18 protein-coding genes are annotated in these 16,922 nt (G+C 71.6%); 10 read left to right on the top strand and 8 right to left on the bottom strand.

What is annotated here, in order from left to right:
• Nucleotides 1-10: 10 nt before the first annotated feature.
• On the top strand, nt 11-958 hold the full coding sequence (locus VSH64_RS13350; protein WP_326835893.1) for a phosphotriesterase family protein: 948 nt from the start codon (nt 11-13) through the stop codon (nt 956-958).
• A gap of 57 nt (nt 959-1,015) precedes the next feature.
• Here the strand turns inward: VSH64_RS13350 and VSH64_RS13345 are convergent, their stop codons facing one another.
• A complete protein-coding gene (locus tag VSH64_RS13345) occupies nt 1,016-1,930 on the bottom strand; it encodes a PAC2 family protein (protein WP_326835892.1) in 915 nt (304 codons plus the stop codon).
• Between the two features lie 341 nt (nt 1,931-2,271).
• Here VSH64_RS13345 and VSH64_RS13340 point away from each other — a divergent pair, with 341 nt between their 5' ends.
• From VSH64_RS13340 to hisG, 3 genes are all read left to right on the top strand, one after another.
• Nucleotides 2,272-2,958 carry an HAD family hydrolase gene (locus VSH64_RS13340; RefSeq protein WP_326835891.1) on the top strand — a complete coding sequence of 229 codons (687 nt, stop codon included), beginning with the start codon at nt 2,272-2,274 and terminating at the stop codon, nt 2,956-2,958.
• A 65-nt stretch (nt 2,959-3,023) separates the two neighbouring features.
• Nucleotides 3,024-3,287, top strand: coding sequence for a phosphoribosyl-ATP diphosphatase (locus VSH64_RS13335; protein ID WP_184778231.1), 264 nt, complete (start codon nt 3,024-3,026; stop codon nt 3,285-3,287).
• Between the two features lie 36 nt (nt 3,288-3,323).
• Complete coding sequence (hisG, locus tag VSH64_RS13330; protein WP_326835890.1) at nt 3,324-4,169, top strand: ATP phosphoribosyltransferase; 846 nt, start codon at nt 3,324-3,326, stop codon at nt 4,167-4,169.
• Nucleotides 4,170-4,418: 249 nt separating this feature from the next.
• On the opposite strand, the gene VSH64_RS13325 is transcribed toward hisG, so the two are convergent.
• From VSH64_RS13325 to VSH64_RS13315, 3 genes are all read right to left on the bottom strand, one after another.
• Complete coding sequence (locus tag VSH64_RS13325; protein ID WP_326835889.1) at nt 4,419-5,354, bottom strand: ParA family protein; 936 nt, start codon at nt 5,352-5,354, stop codon at nt 4,419-4,421.
• 63 nt (nt 5,355-5,417) lie between these two features.
• A complete protein-coding gene (locus tag VSH64_RS13320) occupies nt 5,418-6,209 on the bottom strand; it encodes a thioesterase family protein (protein ID WP_326835888.1) in 792 nt (263 codons plus the stop codon).
• Entirely contained in the window at nt 6,209-7,102 is an 894-nt protein-coding gene (locus tag VSH64_RS13315; RefSeq protein ID WP_326835887.1) for a RecB family exonuclease, read from the bottom strand. Before VSH64_RS13315 ends, VSH64_RS13320 begins: the two co-directional genes overlap by 1 nt.
• A gap of 445 nt (nt 7,103-7,547) precedes the next feature.
• On the opposite strand from VSH64_RS13315, the gene VSH64_RS13310 reads away from it, so the two are divergent.
• Both VSH64_RS13310 and VSH64_RS13305 read left to right on the top strand, forming a co-directional pair.
• Nucleotides 7,548-8,705 (top strand): M50 family metallopeptidase, encoded by a 1,158-nt coding sequence (locus VSH64_RS13310; protein WP_326835886.1) that lies wholly within the window; start codon nt 7,548-7,550, stop codon nt 8,703-8,705.
• A gap of 81 nt (nt 8,706-8,786) precedes the next feature.
• A complete protein-coding gene (locus tag VSH64_RS13305) occupies nt 8,787-9,617 on the top strand; it encodes a tRNA (adenine-N1)-methyltransferase (protein WP_326835885.1) in 831 nt (276 codons plus the stop codon).
• Nucleotides 9,618-9,648: 31 nt separating this feature from the next.
• Here VSH64_RS13305 and VSH64_RS13300 read toward each other — a convergent pair whose 3' ends face one another.
• Entirely contained in the window at nt 9,649-10,101 is a 453-nt protein-coding gene (locus VSH64_RS13300; RefSeq protein ID WP_326835884.1) for a hypothetical protein, read from the bottom strand.
• A gap of 10 nt (nt 10,102-10,111) precedes the next feature.
• Nucleotides 10,112-11,119, bottom strand: coding sequence for a hypothetical protein (locus VSH64_RS13295; protein WP_326835883.1), 1,008 nt, complete (start codon nt 11,117-11,119; stop codon nt 10,112-10,114).
• A 342-nt stretch (nt 11,120-11,461) separates the two neighbouring features.
• On the opposite strand from VSH64_RS13295, the gene arc reads away from it, so the two are divergent.
• Complete coding sequence (gene arc / locus VSH64_RS13290; RefSeq protein WP_326835882.1) at nt 11,462-13,264, top strand: proteasome ATPase; 1,803 nt, start codon at nt 11,462-11,464, stop codon at nt 13,262-13,264.
• 21 nt (nt 13,265-13,285) lie between these two features.
• Here arc and VSH64_RS13285 read toward each other — a convergent pair whose 3' ends face one another.
• A complete protein-coding gene (locus VSH64_RS13285) occupies nt 13,286-14,230 on the bottom strand; it encodes a DMT family transporter (protein ID WP_326835881.1) in 945 nt (314 codons plus the stop codon).
• 115 nt (nt 14,231-14,345) lie between these two features.
• Here VSH64_RS13285 and VSH64_RS13280 point away from each other — a divergent pair, with 115 nt between their 5' ends.
• The 3 genes from VSH64_RS13280 (at nt 14,346) to VSH64_RS13270 (ending at nt 16,397) form a co-directional block, all read left to right on the top strand.
• Nucleotides 14,346-14,687: a hypothetical protein gene (locus VSH64_RS13280; protein ID WP_326835880.1), complete on the top strand. Its 342-nt coding sequence runs from the start codon at nt 14,346-14,348 to the stop codon at nt 14,685-14,687.
• Nucleotides 14,688-14,777: 90 nt separating this feature from the next.
• Entirely contained in the window at nt 14,778-15,701 is a 924-nt protein-coding gene (locus tag VSH64_RS13275; RefSeq protein ID WP_326835879.1) for an aldo/keto reductase, read from the top strand.
• 69 nt (nt 15,702-15,770) lie between these two features.
• Nucleotides 15,771-16,397 (top strand): hypothetical protein, encoded by a 627-nt coding sequence (locus tag VSH64_RS13270; protein ID WP_326835878.1) that lies wholly within the window; start codon nt 15,771-15,773, stop codon nt 16,395-16,397.
• Here the strand turns inward: VSH64_RS13270 and VSH64_RS13265 are convergent.
• Complete coding sequence (locus VSH64_RS13265) at nt 16,388-16,900, bottom strand: NUDIX hydrolase (protein WP_326835877.1); 513 nt, start codon at nt 16,898-16,900, stop codon at nt 16,388-16,390. The genes VSH64_RS13270 and VSH64_RS13265 overlap by 10 nt on opposite strands.
• Between the last annotated feature and the right edge of the window lie 22 nt (nt 16,901-16,922).

Raw genomic sequence — 16,922 nt, 5'->3', positions numbered from 1 at the left:
CGCTGCGGTCGTGACCGGGGAATTCAGGGTCCGCACCGTCCTCGGTGACGTCGCGCCCGAAACGCTCGAGGTGTGCGACTCCCACGACCACCTGTTCTTCGCGTCGCAGCTGCTCGCGGGCCAGGAGCTCGACGACGCGGCGGCGGCCGAGGCCGAGCTGCGCGCCTTCGCGAACGCGGGCGGGCGCGCGGTGGTGCAGTGGACGCCGTTCGGCCTGAACCGGCGCGCGGCCGACCTCGTGGGGCTGTCGCGGGCCACCGGCGTGCAGCTGGTGGCTGCGACCGGGTTCCACCGGGCCGAGCACTATCGCACGGACGTCCTCGACCGCGTCGCCGACCGGCTGGCCGAGCTCTTCGTGGCCGACCTCCTCGACGGGATCCCGGCCGGTGACGACCCGGACGCCGACCGCACCGGGCCGCGCGCCGGCCTGATCAAGGTGGCCGGCGCGTTCCACACGATCGACCGGCACGCCCGCTGGACGATGGTCGCCGCCGCCCAGGCCCACCACGAGACCGGCGCGCCGATCGCCGTGCACCTCGAGCTGGGCACGGCGGCGCGCGAGGTCGCCGACCTCCTGTGCGGTGAGCTGGCCGTGCCGCCCGCCCGCGTGATCCTCGGCCACCTCAACCGCAACCCCGACCCGCGCGTGCTGCGCGAGGTGGCCGGCACCGGCGTGTTCCTCGGCTTCGACGGCCCGTCGCGCGCCAACCACGCCACGGACTGGCGGCTCGCCGACCTGCTGCTGGAGCTCTCGACGGCGGGACACACCGCGCAGCTGCTGCTCGGCGGCGACACGACCACCGCCGCGGCCCGGCTGTCCTCCGGCGGCGGCCCCGGCATCCCGTACCTGCTCACCACGCTGCGGCCGCGCCTGGCCCGGGCGCTCGGCGAGGACGTGGTCGAGGCGATGCTGGTCGCGAACCCGGCCCGCGCGTTCGCCACCCGCTGGCGGCGCTGACCACGAAACCGGCCCCCGTCGCGAGGTGCGACAGGGGCCGGTGGGCGAAGCCGGTGGTCAGCGGAGGCCGAAGCCGCCGCCTTCCTGACCGGGACGGCGCCGGCGCAGGTAGCGCTCGAACTCCGCCGCGATCTTGTCGCCGGACACCTCCTCCATCGTGAAGTCGGTTTCGGCGTCGCCGCGCTCCTCGAGGCTGCGCACGTACTCGCTGATCTCCTCGTCCTCGTCGGCCATCTCGCTCACCGTGCGCTGCCACTCCTCGGACTGCTCCGGCAGCGCGCCCAGCGGGATCTCGACGTCGAGCACGTCCTCGAGCTTGTGCAGCAGCGCCAGCGTGGCCTTCGGGGACGGCGGGTGCGACACGTAGTGCGGCACGGCGGCCCAGATCGACACGGCGGGGATGCCGGCCTGCACGCAGTAGTCCTGCAGCACCCCGACGATGCCGGTCGGCCCCTGGTAGTTGTTCAGCTCGAGGCGGAAACGGCTGGCCGTGTCCTTGTCGTAGGCGGTACCGGTGACCGGCACGGGCCGCGTGTGCGCGGTGTCGGCCAGCAGCGCACCGAGCGCGACGACGGTGTCCACGTCGAGCTGCATGATGTGCTCCAGCAGCTCCGCGCAGAACGCGCGCCAGCGCATGTTCGGCTCCGGGCCCTGCACCAGCACCACGTCGCGGTCGAGGCCCTCGGGCCGGCAGATCGACAGGCGCGTGGTCGGCCAGTCCACCTGCCGCGTGACCCCGTCGACCATGTTGATGGTCGGCCTGCTGACCTGGAAGTCGTAATAGTCGTCCGGCTCGATCTCGGCCAGCGGTGTGGCGTCCCAGTTGAGCTGCAGATGCTCGATCGCGCGGCTGGCCGCGTCGCCCGCATCGTTCCAACCCTCGAAAGCGACGACCATCAGGGGGCGCTTCGATTCCGTTCGGGCGCGATCCGGGTCACCGGGTCGCTGGGTCTCGTCGACTGGCTCACTCACCTGACCAGCCTACGACCCTTCGCCCGTAACCTGTGCAGCATGTCCGACCGCGTGCCGTCACCACCGCCGCCCGCACGCGGCCGGCGGGTCCCGGTGTGCGGGACCCGCCGGGGAACCGCAGCTCACAGGCTCGCGGACGGTGTGCGGAGCCCGCGGCGGCCGATGGGATACTGGGGACGATCCGGCCCGCCGTCGTGCCCGGTTCCCCCGGCGGACGGCCCGGGGCCGGCTCCGGCGCGGCGCGACCCCACTCTTTTGGGGACACTTCCTCCGCGGAAGCTTCGCGCCCGGTGCCGCGCGGCCCGTCCGGCCCGACCCCGACGCACCGACAAGGAGAAACCGTGACTGCACCGTCCTCTTCGGACGGACTGGGCGCCGTCCTGTGGGACATGGACGGCACGCTCGTCGATTCCGAGAAGCTCTGGGACGTGGCGCTGTACGAGTGCGCCGAGGCGCTCGGCGGCACGCTGTCCGAGACCCAGCGGATGACGCTGGTCGGGTCCAACATGGACGCCACCGCCACCTACCTGCTCGAGGTCACCGGCAGCGAGATCACGCCGGAGTCGGTCGCCGACACCGGCGCGTGGATCCGCCGCCGCACGGCGAGGCTGTTCGACGACGCGCTGCCGTGGCGGCCGGGCGCACGCGAGGCACTGGCGGCGGTGAAGGCGGCCGGGATCCCGTCGGCGCTGGTCACGTCCACGGAGCGGGCGCTGACCGAGCTGGCGCTGGAGACGATCGGGCGCGAGTTCTTCGACGTCACGGTGTGCGGCGACGAGGTCGACGGCCTCAACAAGCCCCACCCCCGGCCCTACCTCAAGGCCGCCGAACTGCTCGGTGTCGCCCCTGAGCGGTGCGTGGCCGTGGAGGACTCGCCGCCGGGTGCGGCCTCGGCCGAAAGCGCCGGCTGCGTGGTGCTCGTGGTCCCCAACGACGTCGAGGTGCCCGACGGCCCGGGGCGGGTGTTCCGCGAGTCGCTCGCGGGCGTCGACGTGGGCGTGCTGGCCGCGCTGCTGCCGCGAGTGTGACTCCGGCGGCATCGGGGTCACCCGAGGGGGCGCCCGGGCGTGCGGGATGGAAGTATCTGCAGACCGTGAAGACCTTCGATGAGCTGTTCGCGGAGCTTGCCGAGCGCGCCCGCACCCGTCCCGACGGGTCCGGCACCGTCGTCGCCCTCGACGACGGGGTGCACGCCCAGGGCAAGAAGGTGCTCGAGGAAGCCGGCGAGGTGTGGATCGCCGCCGAGCACGAGTCCGACGACCGCCTCGCCGAGGAGATCTCGCAACTGCTGTACCGGGTCCAGGTGCTGATGCTCGGCCGGGGGATCTCGACCGAGGACGTGTACCGCTACCTGTGACGCGTTCGCGCACCGGTGAACAGAGGAGAGAACGAAATGCTGCGTGTTGCCGTGCCCAACAAGGGAGCCCTCGCCGCGTCGGCGGCGGAGATGCTTTCCGAGGCGGGCTACCGCAAGCGACATGACGGCAAGGACCTGACCGTGCTCGACCCGGTCAACGAGGTCGAGTTCTTCTTCCTGCGCCCCAAGGACATCGCGATCTACGTCGGCTCCGGCGAGCTCGACCTCGGCATCACCGGGCGCGACCTCGCGCTCGACTCGGGCGCGCCGGTCGACGAGATGCTCGCGCTCGGCTTCGGCGGCTCCACGTTCCGCTACGCCGCCCCGGCGGGGCAGGACTGGAAGCCGGCCGACCTGCAGGGCAAGCGGCTCGCCACGTCCTACCCGCGGCTCGTGCGGGAGGACCTGGCGCGCCACGGCGTCGAGGCCGAGGTGATCCGCCTCGACGGCGCCGTCGAGATCTCGATCCAGCTCGGCGTCGCCGACGCGATCGCCGACGTGGTCGAGTCCGGCCGCTCGCTGCGCCAGCACAACCTGGTGGCCTTCGGCGACCCGATCTGCGTGTCCGAAGCGGTGCTGCTGCAGCGCGCGGACAGCGAGGCGTCGAAGGCGAAGTCGCAGCTCGCGGCCCGGCTGCGGGGTGTCGTGTTCGCGCAGCAGTACATGATGCTCGACTACGACTGCCCGCGTGAACTGCTGGAGCAGGCCATCGCGATCACGCCCGGTCTGGAGTCGCCCACCGTCGCCCCGCTGGCGGACGACGGCTGGGTCGCCGTGCGGGCGATGGTGCCGCGCAAGGAAGTCAACCTCATCATGGACGAACTGGCCGAAGCCGGCGCGAAGGCGATCCTCGCCTCGGACATCCGCTCCTGCCGGCTGTAACTACGTGACAGTGTTGCCTGCGCCCGGCCTCGCGCCGAGCGCAGGCGGCCGGTCCCGGCTGCTTCTCTCGGCCCTATGGCCAACCACGGCGCGAGATCGCGCCGGTGTCTCGAATGGACGGTGCGATCGGCCCCCGGCCGATCCGACCGTCCATTCGAGACACCGGCTTGAGGCGATCTCGCCCGCCCCGGCGAAGCCGGGGCCAAAAACACAGCAGCGCCCTCGGTGATGTGTGGCGAAGCCGAAACATCACCGAGGGCGCTGCGGTCGCTTCGGCATGAGGTCGTAGAGCTTCTTGCGGGCGCCGTTGTCGTTGGCGTTGCGGGTCATCGCGACTTCGGAGATGAAGTCCTCGAACACGAACTCGTCGTCGGCCGGGACCTCGGTGGGGCCGGGGTTCTGGACCAGGTAGCCGTCGAGGGTCTCGGCGATCTCGCGGAACGACAGGGCCTGCAAGGTTTCCGGCGCGTACGTGGTGACCGGGACGCCGTTGGCCGCGGCCTCGTTCATCACCACGCCGAGCGGCACGTGGGAGAGCATCGGCACGCCGAAGTTGTACATGTCCTGCAACGCGGCCGCCGCGTAGTGGGAGATGGGGCGGCGGTAGAGGCCGGGCACGATCCCGTACCACGCGATCGGCGCGCGGCCGGTGGTCTGTTCCACGTAGCGCACCTGGTCGGCGAGCAGGCGCAGGGCGCGGATGCTCGTTTTGTCCGGCTGCACCGGCACCAGGATCCCGTGGGACGCCGCGAGAGCGTTGTTGGTGAGCACGTCGAGCGCCGGCGGGCAGTCGATCACCACGTGGTCGTAGTTCGCGAACTGGATCACGCGGGCCAGCTGCCAACCCGGCACGCGGAACGAGTCGAGCCGGCGGATCAGGTCGAACATGCCCGGCGACGTCGGGATCACGTCGAACGCACCGCCGCGGCCAAGGTTGCTGCGCGGGTGCGGCACCGCGAGCTCCTCGATCGGGCCCTTCCACAGCTTCGTGAGTGCCTTCGCGAGGGTGGGCGCGTTGCCGCTGGCCTCGTCGAGCCCGAGCATCTCCGTGGTGGCGTGGCCTTGCGGGTCGAGGTCGATCAGCAGCACGCGCCGGCCGCGTTCGGCCAGCGCTGCCGCCGCGCCCACGCTGAGTGAGGTCTTGCCGACCCCGCCTTTCTGGTTGACCACCGAGGTGATCTGCATGCCGGAGCGCTCCCTTGTCGGTCGTTCCGCGAAGGTTATTGGATCCGGGGCGCGGGCGCGCGGTTATCCGCCCCCGGCCTGTCGCGGTCGGACGAGCAGAGCCTGCGCACCGGTGCCGACCGGACCGGAGCCGTCGTGCAGGGTACTCGCGGCCGTGCCGACGCCGTGCGGCCCGACCAGCGTCACGGCGTCGAGGCCGATCCACTCGCCCTCTGGCGCCCGGCGCAGGTGAACGGTGAGCTCCGAGTTGATGAAGAGCCAGTCGCGCGCCGACAGGAAGTGCGACACGCCGTTGGCCGAGTCCGCGACCGCGAACAGCCGCTGCAGCCCGGTCGGTTCCTCGCCGTCGACGAGCGGGATCCGCTGCCGGCCCCACACCGCGGCCGGGCCGGGCGTGGTGATGCTGCCGCGCACGGCGCGCCACTCGACGGCGTCGAGGTACCCGCCGGTCCAGTCCTCGGGGAACTTCGTCTCGGTCCCGGCGTCGGCCGAGGGCAGCAGGGGACCGGCGTCGGTCGCCACGTCCGCCGTGTCGACGGTGCCGATGCGCCACGCGCTGGCCCGCGCGATCAGCTTGCCGCCCGCCGAGAGCTCCGACTGCAGCAGCTCGACCGACCGGCCCGGCCGCTCGATCCACGACCGCTGGTCGAGCTCCGCGACCGGCGCGGGCCCGAGGATCTCGATCGTCACGCGCGCGATCAGCGACGGGTGCGGCGCTTCGAGCCGCTCCAGCCCGCGTGCGAGCAACGCCGACGGCGGGCCGAAGTGCTGCGCGCCGGGTGCCCACGGGCCTGTGGTGTGCTCGGTGGCGCCGTAGCGCTCGTCACCGAGGGGAACGTAGAACGCGTCGGCCATCAGTCGGCCCGGTCCAAAGCGGTCTCCTCGCCGGCGTCGGGCTCCGGCCAGCCGGGGTAGGCCGGCGGGGTGCCGCCGAACTCGGGGCAGTGCGCCTGGTGGTCGCACCACGAGCAGAGTTTGCCCGGGTTGGCCCGGAAGTCGCCGGTCTTGCCGGCCTTCAGGATGGCCTGCCAGATCGCCTCGAGCGTGCGCTCGAACCGCACCAGCTCCGCCTCGTCGGGCGTGTAGGCGAGCGACTGCCCGTCGGTCAGGTACATGAGCTTCAGCTGCCGCGGCACCACGCCGCGCAACCGCCAGAGCACCACGGCGTAGAACTTCATCTGGAACATCGCCTTGGCCTCGCCGATCTCACGCGGCGCCGCCCCGGTCTTGTAGTCCACCACGCGGATCTCGCCCGTGGGCGCCACGTCCACGCGGTCGATGTACCCGCGCAGCAGCACCCCCGAACCCAGCTCGATCTCCACGTGCAGCTCACACGCTTCCGGCTCCAGCCGGCGCGGGTCCTCCAGCTCGAAGTAGGCGTCCAGCAGCTTCTCCGCCGACGCCAGCCACTTGTCGGCCTCGCCCGCCTCGTCTTCCGCGAACAGCTCGGTCCACTCCGGACTCGCCGCCGACAGCTCCGCCCACGTGGGCGCCAGCAGATCCTTCGCCCGCGGCGCCACGCGCTCACCCGCCGGCAGACCGAACAGCCGCTCCAGCACGGCGTGCACGAGCGTCCCGCGCACCTGGGCCTTCGTGGGCACCTCGGGCAGCCGGTCGACGGCCCGGAATCGGTAGAGGAGCGGACACTGTTTGAAATCACTGGCACGAGACGGCGACAACGCGGGCCGCCTGCGGACGGGCGCGTCACCGGATCCCGGTGGGGTCGTGACCGTAGCGGTGTCGGGCATGGCCTGAGCGTAACTGGACCCACCGACAGGATTGGGCGCCCCGCCTGAGCGAGCCGCGACCCGACCCCACCGCGAGATCGCGCCGGCTTCCGGATCGGGCGGTGCGATCGGCCCCCGGCCGATCTCGACCGCCCGATCCGGAAGCCGGCTTGAAGGCGATCTCGCACGCCCCGGCGGAGCCGGGGCCAAAGACACAGCGGCCGACACGCCCGACCCCACATCCGGCCGCGCACTTTCCCCCGAACGGGTCCGTTGAGCCGACCCACCAGCGGGATCGCGCTGGCTTCCGGGATCGGGCGGTGCGATCGGCCCCCGGCCGATCCCGACCGCCCGATCCCGGAAGCCAGCTTGAAGGCGATCTCGCACGCCCTGCCGAAGGCGGGGCAGAAGACACGGGAAGCCCGGGTAACTGCCGTCCCACACGCGGGCCTTTACTCTTGCGCGCATGGCCGCGACCCGACAGCACGGTGCCGGGCCGTCCCGGCGTGTCTCGCCCGGTGACGGCGGGCTGTTGCTGTTCCGGGTGGCCGGGGTGCCGGTGCTGCTGGCGCCGTCGTGGTGGATCGGGTCGCTGGTGGTCGTGGTGCTGTACGCGCCGCTGGTGGGGCGGTTGCTGCCGGACGTGTCGACGCTGACGTCGTGGTTGCTGGCGGCCGCGTTCGCGGTGCTGCTGGGGCTGTCGGTGCTCGCGCACGAGCTCGGGCACTGTCTGGTGGCGCTGCGGTTGGGGATTCCCGTCCGGCGGCTGCGGCTGTTCCTGCTGGGTGGGCTGTCGGAGGTCGCGCGGACGCCGCGGCGGCCCGGGCAGGAGGGGCTGGTCGCGGCGGCGGGGCCGATCGTCTCGTTGCTGCTGGGCGGGTTCTGCGCGTTGCTGATGCTCGCGGTGCCGCCGGACGGCGCGGTGTGGCTGCTCGTGGCCGAGTGCGCGGTGGCGAACCTGGCGGTGGGCGTGTTCAACCTGCTCCCGGGGCTGCCGCTCGACGGTGGACGGCTCGTGCGCGCCGGGGTCTGGGCCGTGACGGGCCTGCGCGCCAAGGGCACGAAGACCGCGGTGGCCGGTGGTGCCGTGGTCGCCACCGGGCTGATCGTGTGGGCCCTGTTCGGCCTGGCCACGCAGAGCGAGGACCGCTGGCTGCGGCTCGGCGTGTGCGTGGTCACGGCGTGGTTCGTGATCCTGGGCGCCCGCGCGGAGCTCGCGGCCGAGGCGCGGCGCAGCTGGCCCGACGGCCTCGAGCTCACCGAGCTGGTCCGCCCCGTGCTGCAGCTGCCCGCCGAAAGCCCGGTGTCCGACGCGCTGGCGGCCTCGGCCGGGCGCGGAGTGGTGCTCGTGCGGGCCGACGGCGTCGCGGCGGGTTTGCTGGACGAGCAAGCCGCCGAGCAGCTCGCGGGGACGCACCCGCACGCGCCGGCGGAGCTCGCCGCCGAGCCGATCCGCGCGGAGACGGTGCTGCTGGCCTCGGAGCCGGGCGAGGAGATCGCCGAACGGGTGCGCGAAACACCCGCGTGGCAGTTCCTCGTGGTCGACGACGAAGGCCGCCCCGCGGGCGTGCTGCGCCGCGAAGACCTCCGCGCCGCGCTCGTGCGCGGCCGCCACGCTCACTGAGAGTGCACCCGACCGGCGACCCGCGCGGGCGACCTGCGAGGATCTGACGCCAGCGTTTCGCGTGTGAGGTGGAGGAAGAAGTTGTCGGTCAGCGGACCGTTTCGCGCAGGAGACCGGGTTCAGTTGACGGACTCGAAGGGCCGCCACTACACGCTCACGCTCGCCGAGGGCGGCGAGTACCACACCCACCGCGGCGCGCTCGCGCACGACGAGCTGATCGGGCTCCCCGAAGGGTCCGTGGTGACCTCGGCCGGCGGCAGCAACTACCTCGCGCTGCGGCCCCTGCTGCCCGACTACGTGCTCTCGATGCCCCGCGGCGCCCAGGTGATCTACCCCAAGGACGCCGCGCAGATCGTGATGTGGGGCGACATCTTCCCGGGCGCGCGCGTGCTCGAAGCCGGCGCCGGATCGGGCGCGCTCACGTGCTCGCTGCTGCGCGCCGTCGGCTCCGAAGGCCAGGTGTCCTCGTACGAGATCCGCGACGACCACGCGGAGCACGCGGAGCGCAACGTCGTGAAGTTCTTCGGCGAGAAGCCGGACAACTGGACGCTCACCGTCGCGGACCTGGCCACGCACACCGGTGAGGTCGACCGGGTGGTGCTCGACATGCTCGCGCCGTGGGACCAGCTGCCGAACGTCGCCGCGCACCTCGTGCCGGGCGGGGTCCTCACGGTGTATGTGGCCACCGTCACACAACTTTCCCGGGTCACGGAGTCGTTGCGGGAGCAGCAGTGCTGGACCGAGCCGGAGTCGTGGGAGACGCTGATGCGCCCGTGGCACGTCGTCGGGCTCGCGGTACGGCCGGACCACCGGATGGTGGCGCACACGGCGTTCCTGCTCACCGCCCGCCGGCTCGCCGACGGCACGGTGTCCCCGCGCGTGTCGCGCCGGCCCGCCAAGGGCAAGGGCTGAGAGAGCCAACGAGGCCGAGGTGCCGGGCGAGCTAGCCCGGCACGCACCACCGGCCGTTTTCCCGGTGCATCGGGAAGGGCGTGTCCTTGCGCCCACCCGCGCCTTCCACGTGCACGGTGACGCCCGCCGAATCCCCGGCCACAGCCGGTGGTGCGGCCAGCGTCACGGTGAGCGGCCCGGCCGCGTCCCACTTGGCCTGCAGGTCGGCCAACGCCTGGGAGGTCTGGGGCCGGCAAGTGAGCCGGCCGAACTCGGTGGCGTCACCGCGGCGGAGGGCGTCGACGAGAGCGTCGGCCAGCACGCTCGTGGCGGCCAAATCCGCGTCGCTCGCGGACGAGGAAACCGTGGGAATGCTCGGTACCGGAGAAGAAGGAGGGGGTGCCGGCGCGGACGGCCCGGCCGGGGCGACCAGCACCAGTCCGAGCGCCACGCCCGCCACCAGCGCGCCGAGCACCACGAGCCCGGCGGTGAGTCTGCCACTCACCGCCGGTGTCTCACTGCTTGTCCGCCTGGGCGTCGACCAGGCACCAGACGCCGGCCTCGCGCTTCGAGGTCATCGTCCCGTTCGCCGTTCGCGTGCCCTGCGTGGCCTTGTACCGCACGGAAGCAGTGTCGCCGGTCTCCTGTGCGGCGCCGGTGAGCTCGATCGTGGTCTTCGGGATGTCCACGGCGCCACCGTTGTAGAGGCTGCGGCACGCCAACCCGGCCAGCGCCGAGCCGTCACCGCTGGTGAAGTCGGTCGCGGCGGCCTGGAAGAGCTCCTGCGCGCTCTGCGTGCCGCCCGGCGCCGGCGAGTCGGCGCCGCCCGTCGACGGGGTCGAGCCGCTCGTGGAGGGCCGGGTCGGGGCGCTGGTGTGCGGCGCGCCGGCGCCCGGGCTGCTCGCGGCCGGGGGCGCCGGGGGAGCGGCGGTGTCCGTTTTGCCCTTGTCGTCACCCGAAAGCCCGATCACGAGCCCGATCGCGCCACCCACCACGACCACGGCTCCGATCGCGATCCCGACGATCAGGCCCGTCTTCTTTTTCTTCGGAGGCTGCTCGTTGTAGCCGCCGAAGGACTGATATCCACCCGGTTGGCCGTACTGATCGCCGAAACCGCCCTGCTGGAAGGCGTCCGGCTGCCCGAATTGCTGTGTTCCGCCCTGCTGGTACGGATCTTGCTGCGGGTACTGCTGGGTCCCGCCGCCCTGCCGGTAGGGATCTTGCTGCCCGAATTGCCCCGGCGCGCCCTGCTGGCGAGGATCGGGCTGACCGAACGGCGGCGGCTGCTGCGCCGGGTAGCCCGGCTGCTGCTGTGGACCCGACTGCGGGTACCCGCCCTGCGGCGGCCAGGTACCCGGTTGCTGCTGCCCGCCGAACGGCTGCCCGCCGGGGTAGCCGGGCTGCTGCTGCGGGCCGGACGGGGGCTGACCTGGGCCCGGCCGGGACTGTCCGTAGGGATCCGGCTGCTGCCCGTAACCCCCGGCGCCTCCGTAGCCTCCGGGCTGCTGCGGCGGGTAGGTCATGTGTGGTGCCCCCTAGCGTTTCTGCGCGTCTCACCGGGCGCGGTGAACCCCGGGGATGCTAGCCAGGGCGGCCGGGATCCGTGCGCTCAGGCCGGAACTGGACGGAACCGGGGGTTGGCGCGGCCACCCGCGGGGTACCACGCCGATGCTCGCTTTCGCCTGGCGGAACGCGGCGTGACGGCCTCCGGTGCCCGGGCACCGAATCGGCCGCTTGCGCTGCCGTGACGACCGTGCTGAGCGGGTGAGGAAATCGCGACGCGCCGATCTTGTGATGCGGAAAGGCCTTTTCTTGTCGGTGATCGCCGGTACCGTGGAATGAAAAGCACTCCGAGGAGGTGCCCGATGCATCATGACCTTCCCGGAGGTCGGCGCGAGGAGGCCGACCCTTCAGAAACAGGCGGAGCTGGGCAGACGGCGGAACAACAAGCCCGGCAGATCCGTTTTCTCGAGGAGGAAGTGGCGCTGTTGCGTCGCAAACTCACCGATTCGCCGCGGCAGAACCGAGTTCTCGAACAGCGCCTCGCCGAGGCGTCCGAACGGGTGAGCCAGCTCACCGAGCGCAACACGAAACTGGTCGAGACCCTGCGCGAAGCGCGTGGTCAGCTGCTCGCCCTCCGCGAAGAGGTCGACAGGCTGGCCCAGCCGCCGAGCGGCTATGGGGTCTTCGTCACCTCGTACGAGGACAACACGGTGGACGTCTTCACCGCGGGCCGCAAGATGCGGGTCTCGGTGTCGCCGGCCGTGGAGATCTCGTCGCTGCGCCGTGGTCAGGCGCTGCGTCTCAACGAGGCACTCACGGTCGTCGAAGGCGGCGACTTTGAGCGCACCGGTGAGGTGTGCGCACTGCGTGAGGTGCTCGCACCCGAGGACGAGGGCGGCGTGCCCCGGGCCCTCGTGGTGGGGCACGCGGACGAAGAGCGGGTCGTGCTGCTCTCCGAACCGCTGGCCGAGCAGCCGCTCAAGCCGGGCGATTCGCTGCTCGTGGACTCGAAGGTCGGGTACGCGTACGAGCGCGTGCCGAAGGCCGAGGTCGAGGACCTGGTGCTGGAGGAGGTGCCCGACGTCCGCTACGAGGACATCGGTGGCCTGAGCAGGCAGATCGAGCAGATCCGCGACGCGGTGGAGCTGCCGTTCCTGCACGCCGATCTTTACCAGGAGTACCAGCTGCGGCCGCCGAAGGGCGTGCTGCTCTACGGCCCTCCGGGCTGCGGGAAGACGCTCATCGCGAAGGCGGTGGCCAACTCCCTGGCCAAGAAGGTCGCGCTGGCGCGGGGCGACAAGGCGGACGGGAAGTCCTACTTCCTGAACATCAAGGGCCCTGAGCTGCTCAACAAGTTCGTCGGTGAGACCGAGCGGTCCATCCGCCTGATCTTCCAGCGAGCGCGGGAAAAGGCCTCCGAGGGCACTCCCGTCATCGTGTTCTTCGACGAGATGGACTCCATCTTCCGCACCCGTGGTTCGGGCGTGTCCTCCGATGTGGAGACCACGATCGTGCCTCAGCTGCTGTCGGAGATCGACGGTGTGGAAGGGCTGGAGAACGTCATCGTCATCGGCGCCTCCAACCGCGAGGACATGATCGACCCGGCGATCCTGCGGCCGGGCCGGCTCGACGTCAAGATCAAGATCGAGCGTCCCGACGCCGAAGGCGCGAAGGACATCTTCTCCAAGTACCTGGCCGAAGGCCTGCCGATCCACGCCGACGACCTGGCGGAGTTCGGTGGAGACCAGAAGGCCACGTTCGACGCGATGATCCAGCACACCGTCGAGCGCATGTACGAGGAGAGCGACGAAAACCGGTTCCTCGAGGTGACCTACGCCAACGGGGACAAGGAAGTCCTGTACTTCCGCGACTTCAACTCGGGCGCGATGATCCAGAACATCGTGGACCGGGCGAAGAAGTCGGCCATCAAGTCGGTGCTGGAGACCCAGCAGCCCGGCTTGCGCGTGCAGCACCTGCTGGACGCGATCGTGGACGAGTTCGCGGAGAACGAGGACCTGCCGAACACCACCAACCCGGACGACTGGGCCAGGATCTCCGGCAAGAAGGGCGAGCGGATCGTCTACATCCGCACGCTCGTCACCGGCAAGAACCAGGACTCCGGCCGGGCGATCGACACCGCGACCAACACGGGCCAATATCTGTAGAGGTCGTTTCGAGACGTGGGGCTACCGGTTCGCCGGTGGCCCCACGTTTTCGTTCGGGCCCGGCATCTCCACTACGCGGCGACGGGGCGTGAGTTTGCCGTGGGAGGCCAGGATTCCGAGCACGACCAGGACGGCGCCGGCGGGTTCGTTCCAGTGCACGGGTTCGTGCAGCACGAGGACGCCGAGCACGACACCCACCACCGGTGTGAGGTAAGTCACGGAGGATGCGTGTGCGGCGCCCCAGGCGGCGACCACGCGGGTGTTCCACACGTAGGCGATGCCGGTGCCCAGCACGCCGAGCGCGAGCATGCTGAGCACCACGGCGGCGTTCAGGTGCATCGGCTGCGCCGCGATGAGCGGGGACAGCAGGGCCAGCAGCACGGTCGCCGAGCCGACCTGGCCGAACGCCACCACCACCGGATCCGCGCCCCGAGGTGACACGAACCGGCGCAGGTACACGAAAGCCGCGCCGTAGCAGGTCGTGGCGCCCAGACAGGCCAGCTGGGCCGTGAGCTGGTGCGAGAGGTCCACGCCCTGCCAGACGCCGACGAGCGTCAGTACTCCCGCGAACCCCAGCAGCAGCCCCGAGACGCGCGCGGTCGTGAGGCGCTCGGCCGGCAGCGCCGCGGCGGCGAAGAGCATCGTGAGCAACGGCGTGGTGGCGTTGAAGATGCTGGCCAGCCCGGACGAGATGTACTGCTCGGCCCACGAGAACAGCAGGAACGGCGCGACGCACAGCAGCACCGACACCACCGCGAGGTGCCCCCACAGCGCGCGGTCGCGGGGGAGGGGCCGGCGCCGCACCACGAGGACCACTGCCAGGGCGAGCGCGCCGAACCCGACCCGCGCGAACGCGACCTGCGCGGGGGAGAGGCCTTCCAGGCCCACCTTGATGAAGAGAAAACTCGCGCCCCACACCACCGCCAGTGCGACGAACCGCGCACCGACGCCGAACCGCCCGGCCATGACCCTCCTGATCGCCGCCACCCGAGGCCAGTCTTCGGGTTCGCCACGCCGGGAGGCCAGCGCTTTTCGGCCATCTCACTCGTCTCTGGTGTATAACGCCCTATACTTCTGGGCTGTGAGCACCGACGACGCCCCGCGCCCGCGCGCACCCATCACCGAAGCCGACGTCCTGACCTGGCTCGAAACCACCGCCGCCGCCGTCCAGGCGGGGGAGCTCAGTGCCGACGACCTCATCGGCATCCTGGGTGAGCTGCGCCGCGCCTCCGCCGCCTGCGCCGACGCCTCCGACTGGGCCCTGCTCGCCGCCCGCGAAGAAGGCGCGAGCCTCCGCCAGATCGCGCCGGTCTTCGGCAAGGGCTACGTCCGAGCCCCCGCCGCCCGCCTCGAAAAACTCCACCGGCAAGCCCAGAACTCCGGACAATGGCTCGCCATCCTCCGGCACAAACAAACTGTATAACGACCTATACAGCGGGCCGACGTCGAAAAATCGTCGTCGGCTATGCATTCCCCGCATCGACCAAAAAACACGCTCAGACAGGGAGACCGAATGGAGCGCATCGCGGTCGGGCTCGCCGCTCTCGGCCGGCCCGCGTACATCAACCTCGGCCGCGAGCTGCCGGGGACGCGGGACGTGCCGGCGATGCGGGCCGCGACCCACGAGGTGCTCGACGCGGCCTACGCGGCCGGCGTGCGCTGGGTCGATGTCGCGCGGTCCTACGGACTGGCCGAGGACTTCCTCGCGAGCTGGCTGGCGGAGCCCGGGCACACCGACGTGACGGTGTCGAGCAAGTGGGGCTACCGGTACGTCGGCGAGTGGCGGCTCGACGCGCCGGTGCACGAGGTCAAGGAGCATTCGGCCGCGCGGTTCGCCGAGCAGTGGGCGGAGACGAGGGCGCTGCTCGGTGAGCAGGTGAACCTGTACCAGGTGCATTCGCTCACTGTGGACAGTCCGCTGTTCTCCGACGCGGCTCTGATCGAGGCGCTGGCGGCGTTGTCCGACCAGGGCGTGGAGGTCGGGTTTTCGACGTCGGGGCCGGCGCAGGCGGATGCGGTGCGGCGGGCGTTCGAGCTGGAAGCCGCGGGGCGGCCGGTGTTCGCAGCGGTGCAGTCCACTTGGAACGTGCTGGAGCCGTCGGTGGGGGCGGCGCTCGCGGAGGCGCGGGCGGCGGGGAAGCGGGTGCTGGTGAAGGAGACGCTGGCCAACGGGCGGTTGGTGGTGGAGGCGCCGGAGGTGCTCAGGCGGATCGCGGCCGCGCACGGCGTGGGTACGGATGCCGTCGCGGTCGCCGCGGTGCTGGCGAACGAGTGGGTTTCGGCGGCGCTGGTCGGGCCGTCGAGCACGGGTCAGCTGGCCTCGAACCTGGCTGCCGCGGGGGTTTCGCTGACCGCGGACGAGGTGGCCGAGCTGGCGGGGCTCGCGGAGGCGCCGGAGGAGTACTGGCGGCACCGGTCCCACCTCGGGTGGGACTGAGCGGCTGCACTACCCTCGCTGCAGCGCGGGTCCGGCAGGTGGCCCGCGGATTTCGCGGAGGGTCAGCAGGTGCGTCATCGGCAGGTGTTCGCGGTGGCGGCGGTCGCTCTGGTGGGGCTCACGACGGCTTGTGGCCATCGGCCGAACAACCTCGAGACCTACTACGACGACCCGGCTCCGGTGAACGATTCGACGTCCGCCGCGCCGCTGTCCCCGCCGCCGCCCGTGTCGCCTGCCTCGTCCCCTTCGGCCGCGCCGGATCCCCGGATTTCGGCCGCTGCCGCGGCTTCGGCGGCGCTGCTGTCCGATGAGGACGTTGCCGAGGAGGGCGTGACGCCGGGGCCGGGCAAGGCGTCCGGGTGCCTGTCGGGGTTGGCGCAGGGGGAGCGGCGGTCGGCGAGCTGGGTGTACCCGAGCGGTTCGGGGCTCACGCACGAGGTCACTGCGTACGCGGGCGGGTCGGGTGCGGACGTGGTGTCCGCGGCGGACTGTGCGGGTCAGGTGCTCACGGTGGCGCCGCAGCCGGGTGTTTCGGCGCAGCGGGCGTGGTGTGAGGGTTCGACGTGCACGGTGTTGCTGGCGAAGGGTGAGCTGGTGTCGGCGTTGAGCGTGGTGGCGAGCACGCCCGCGCGGGCGGCGGACGCGGCGAAGCGGTTGCTGCCGAAGGTCGTGGCGAAGCTGGTTGCTCAGCCGTAGCGGCGGAACCATTCCTGTACGCCTTCGCGGCCGTCGGGGATGAAGGGGCTGGTGGGGTCGAAGACCCAGGTGCGGAGTTCGTCGAGCGGCATCCAGTGGCCTTCGGCGATTTCTTCGGGCTGGTGGTGGATGGGGCCGTCCCAGCGGACTTCGTAGGCGAAGTTGTGGCAGTGGACGGTGCCCTGGTCGTAGATCTTGGTGAACAGGGGTTGCGGTTCCACTCCGTGGACGCCGAGTTCTTCGGCGAGTTCGCGGCGGGCGCATTCGGCGGGGGTTTCGCCGGCGGCGACCACGCCGCCGGCCCAGCAGTCCCAGGTGGACGGGAAGACGTCTTTGTCCGGGGTGCGCAGGTGCACGTACACGGATCGGCCGTCGCCCGATCGGACGAGCACGACGCCGGCGGCGTGCCAGAGTCCTTCGGCGCGGACGCGGGAGCGGGGTGCTTGCCCCGTGACCTGTCCTGCCCGGTCATAGAGGGCAACGAGTTCGTCACTGCCTGGCATGGGGGCATCGTCGCACGCCCGT

The organism is Amycolatopsis rhabdoformis (genome assembly GCF_035918295.1).
Classification (GTDB): Bacteria; Actinomycetota; Actinomycetes; order Mycobacteriales; family Pseudonocardiaceae; genus Amycolatopsis; species Amycolatopsis rhabdoformis.
Note: the sequence above shows the minus strand (reverse complement) of the source record. Positions and strands in the feature narration are given on the sequence as shown.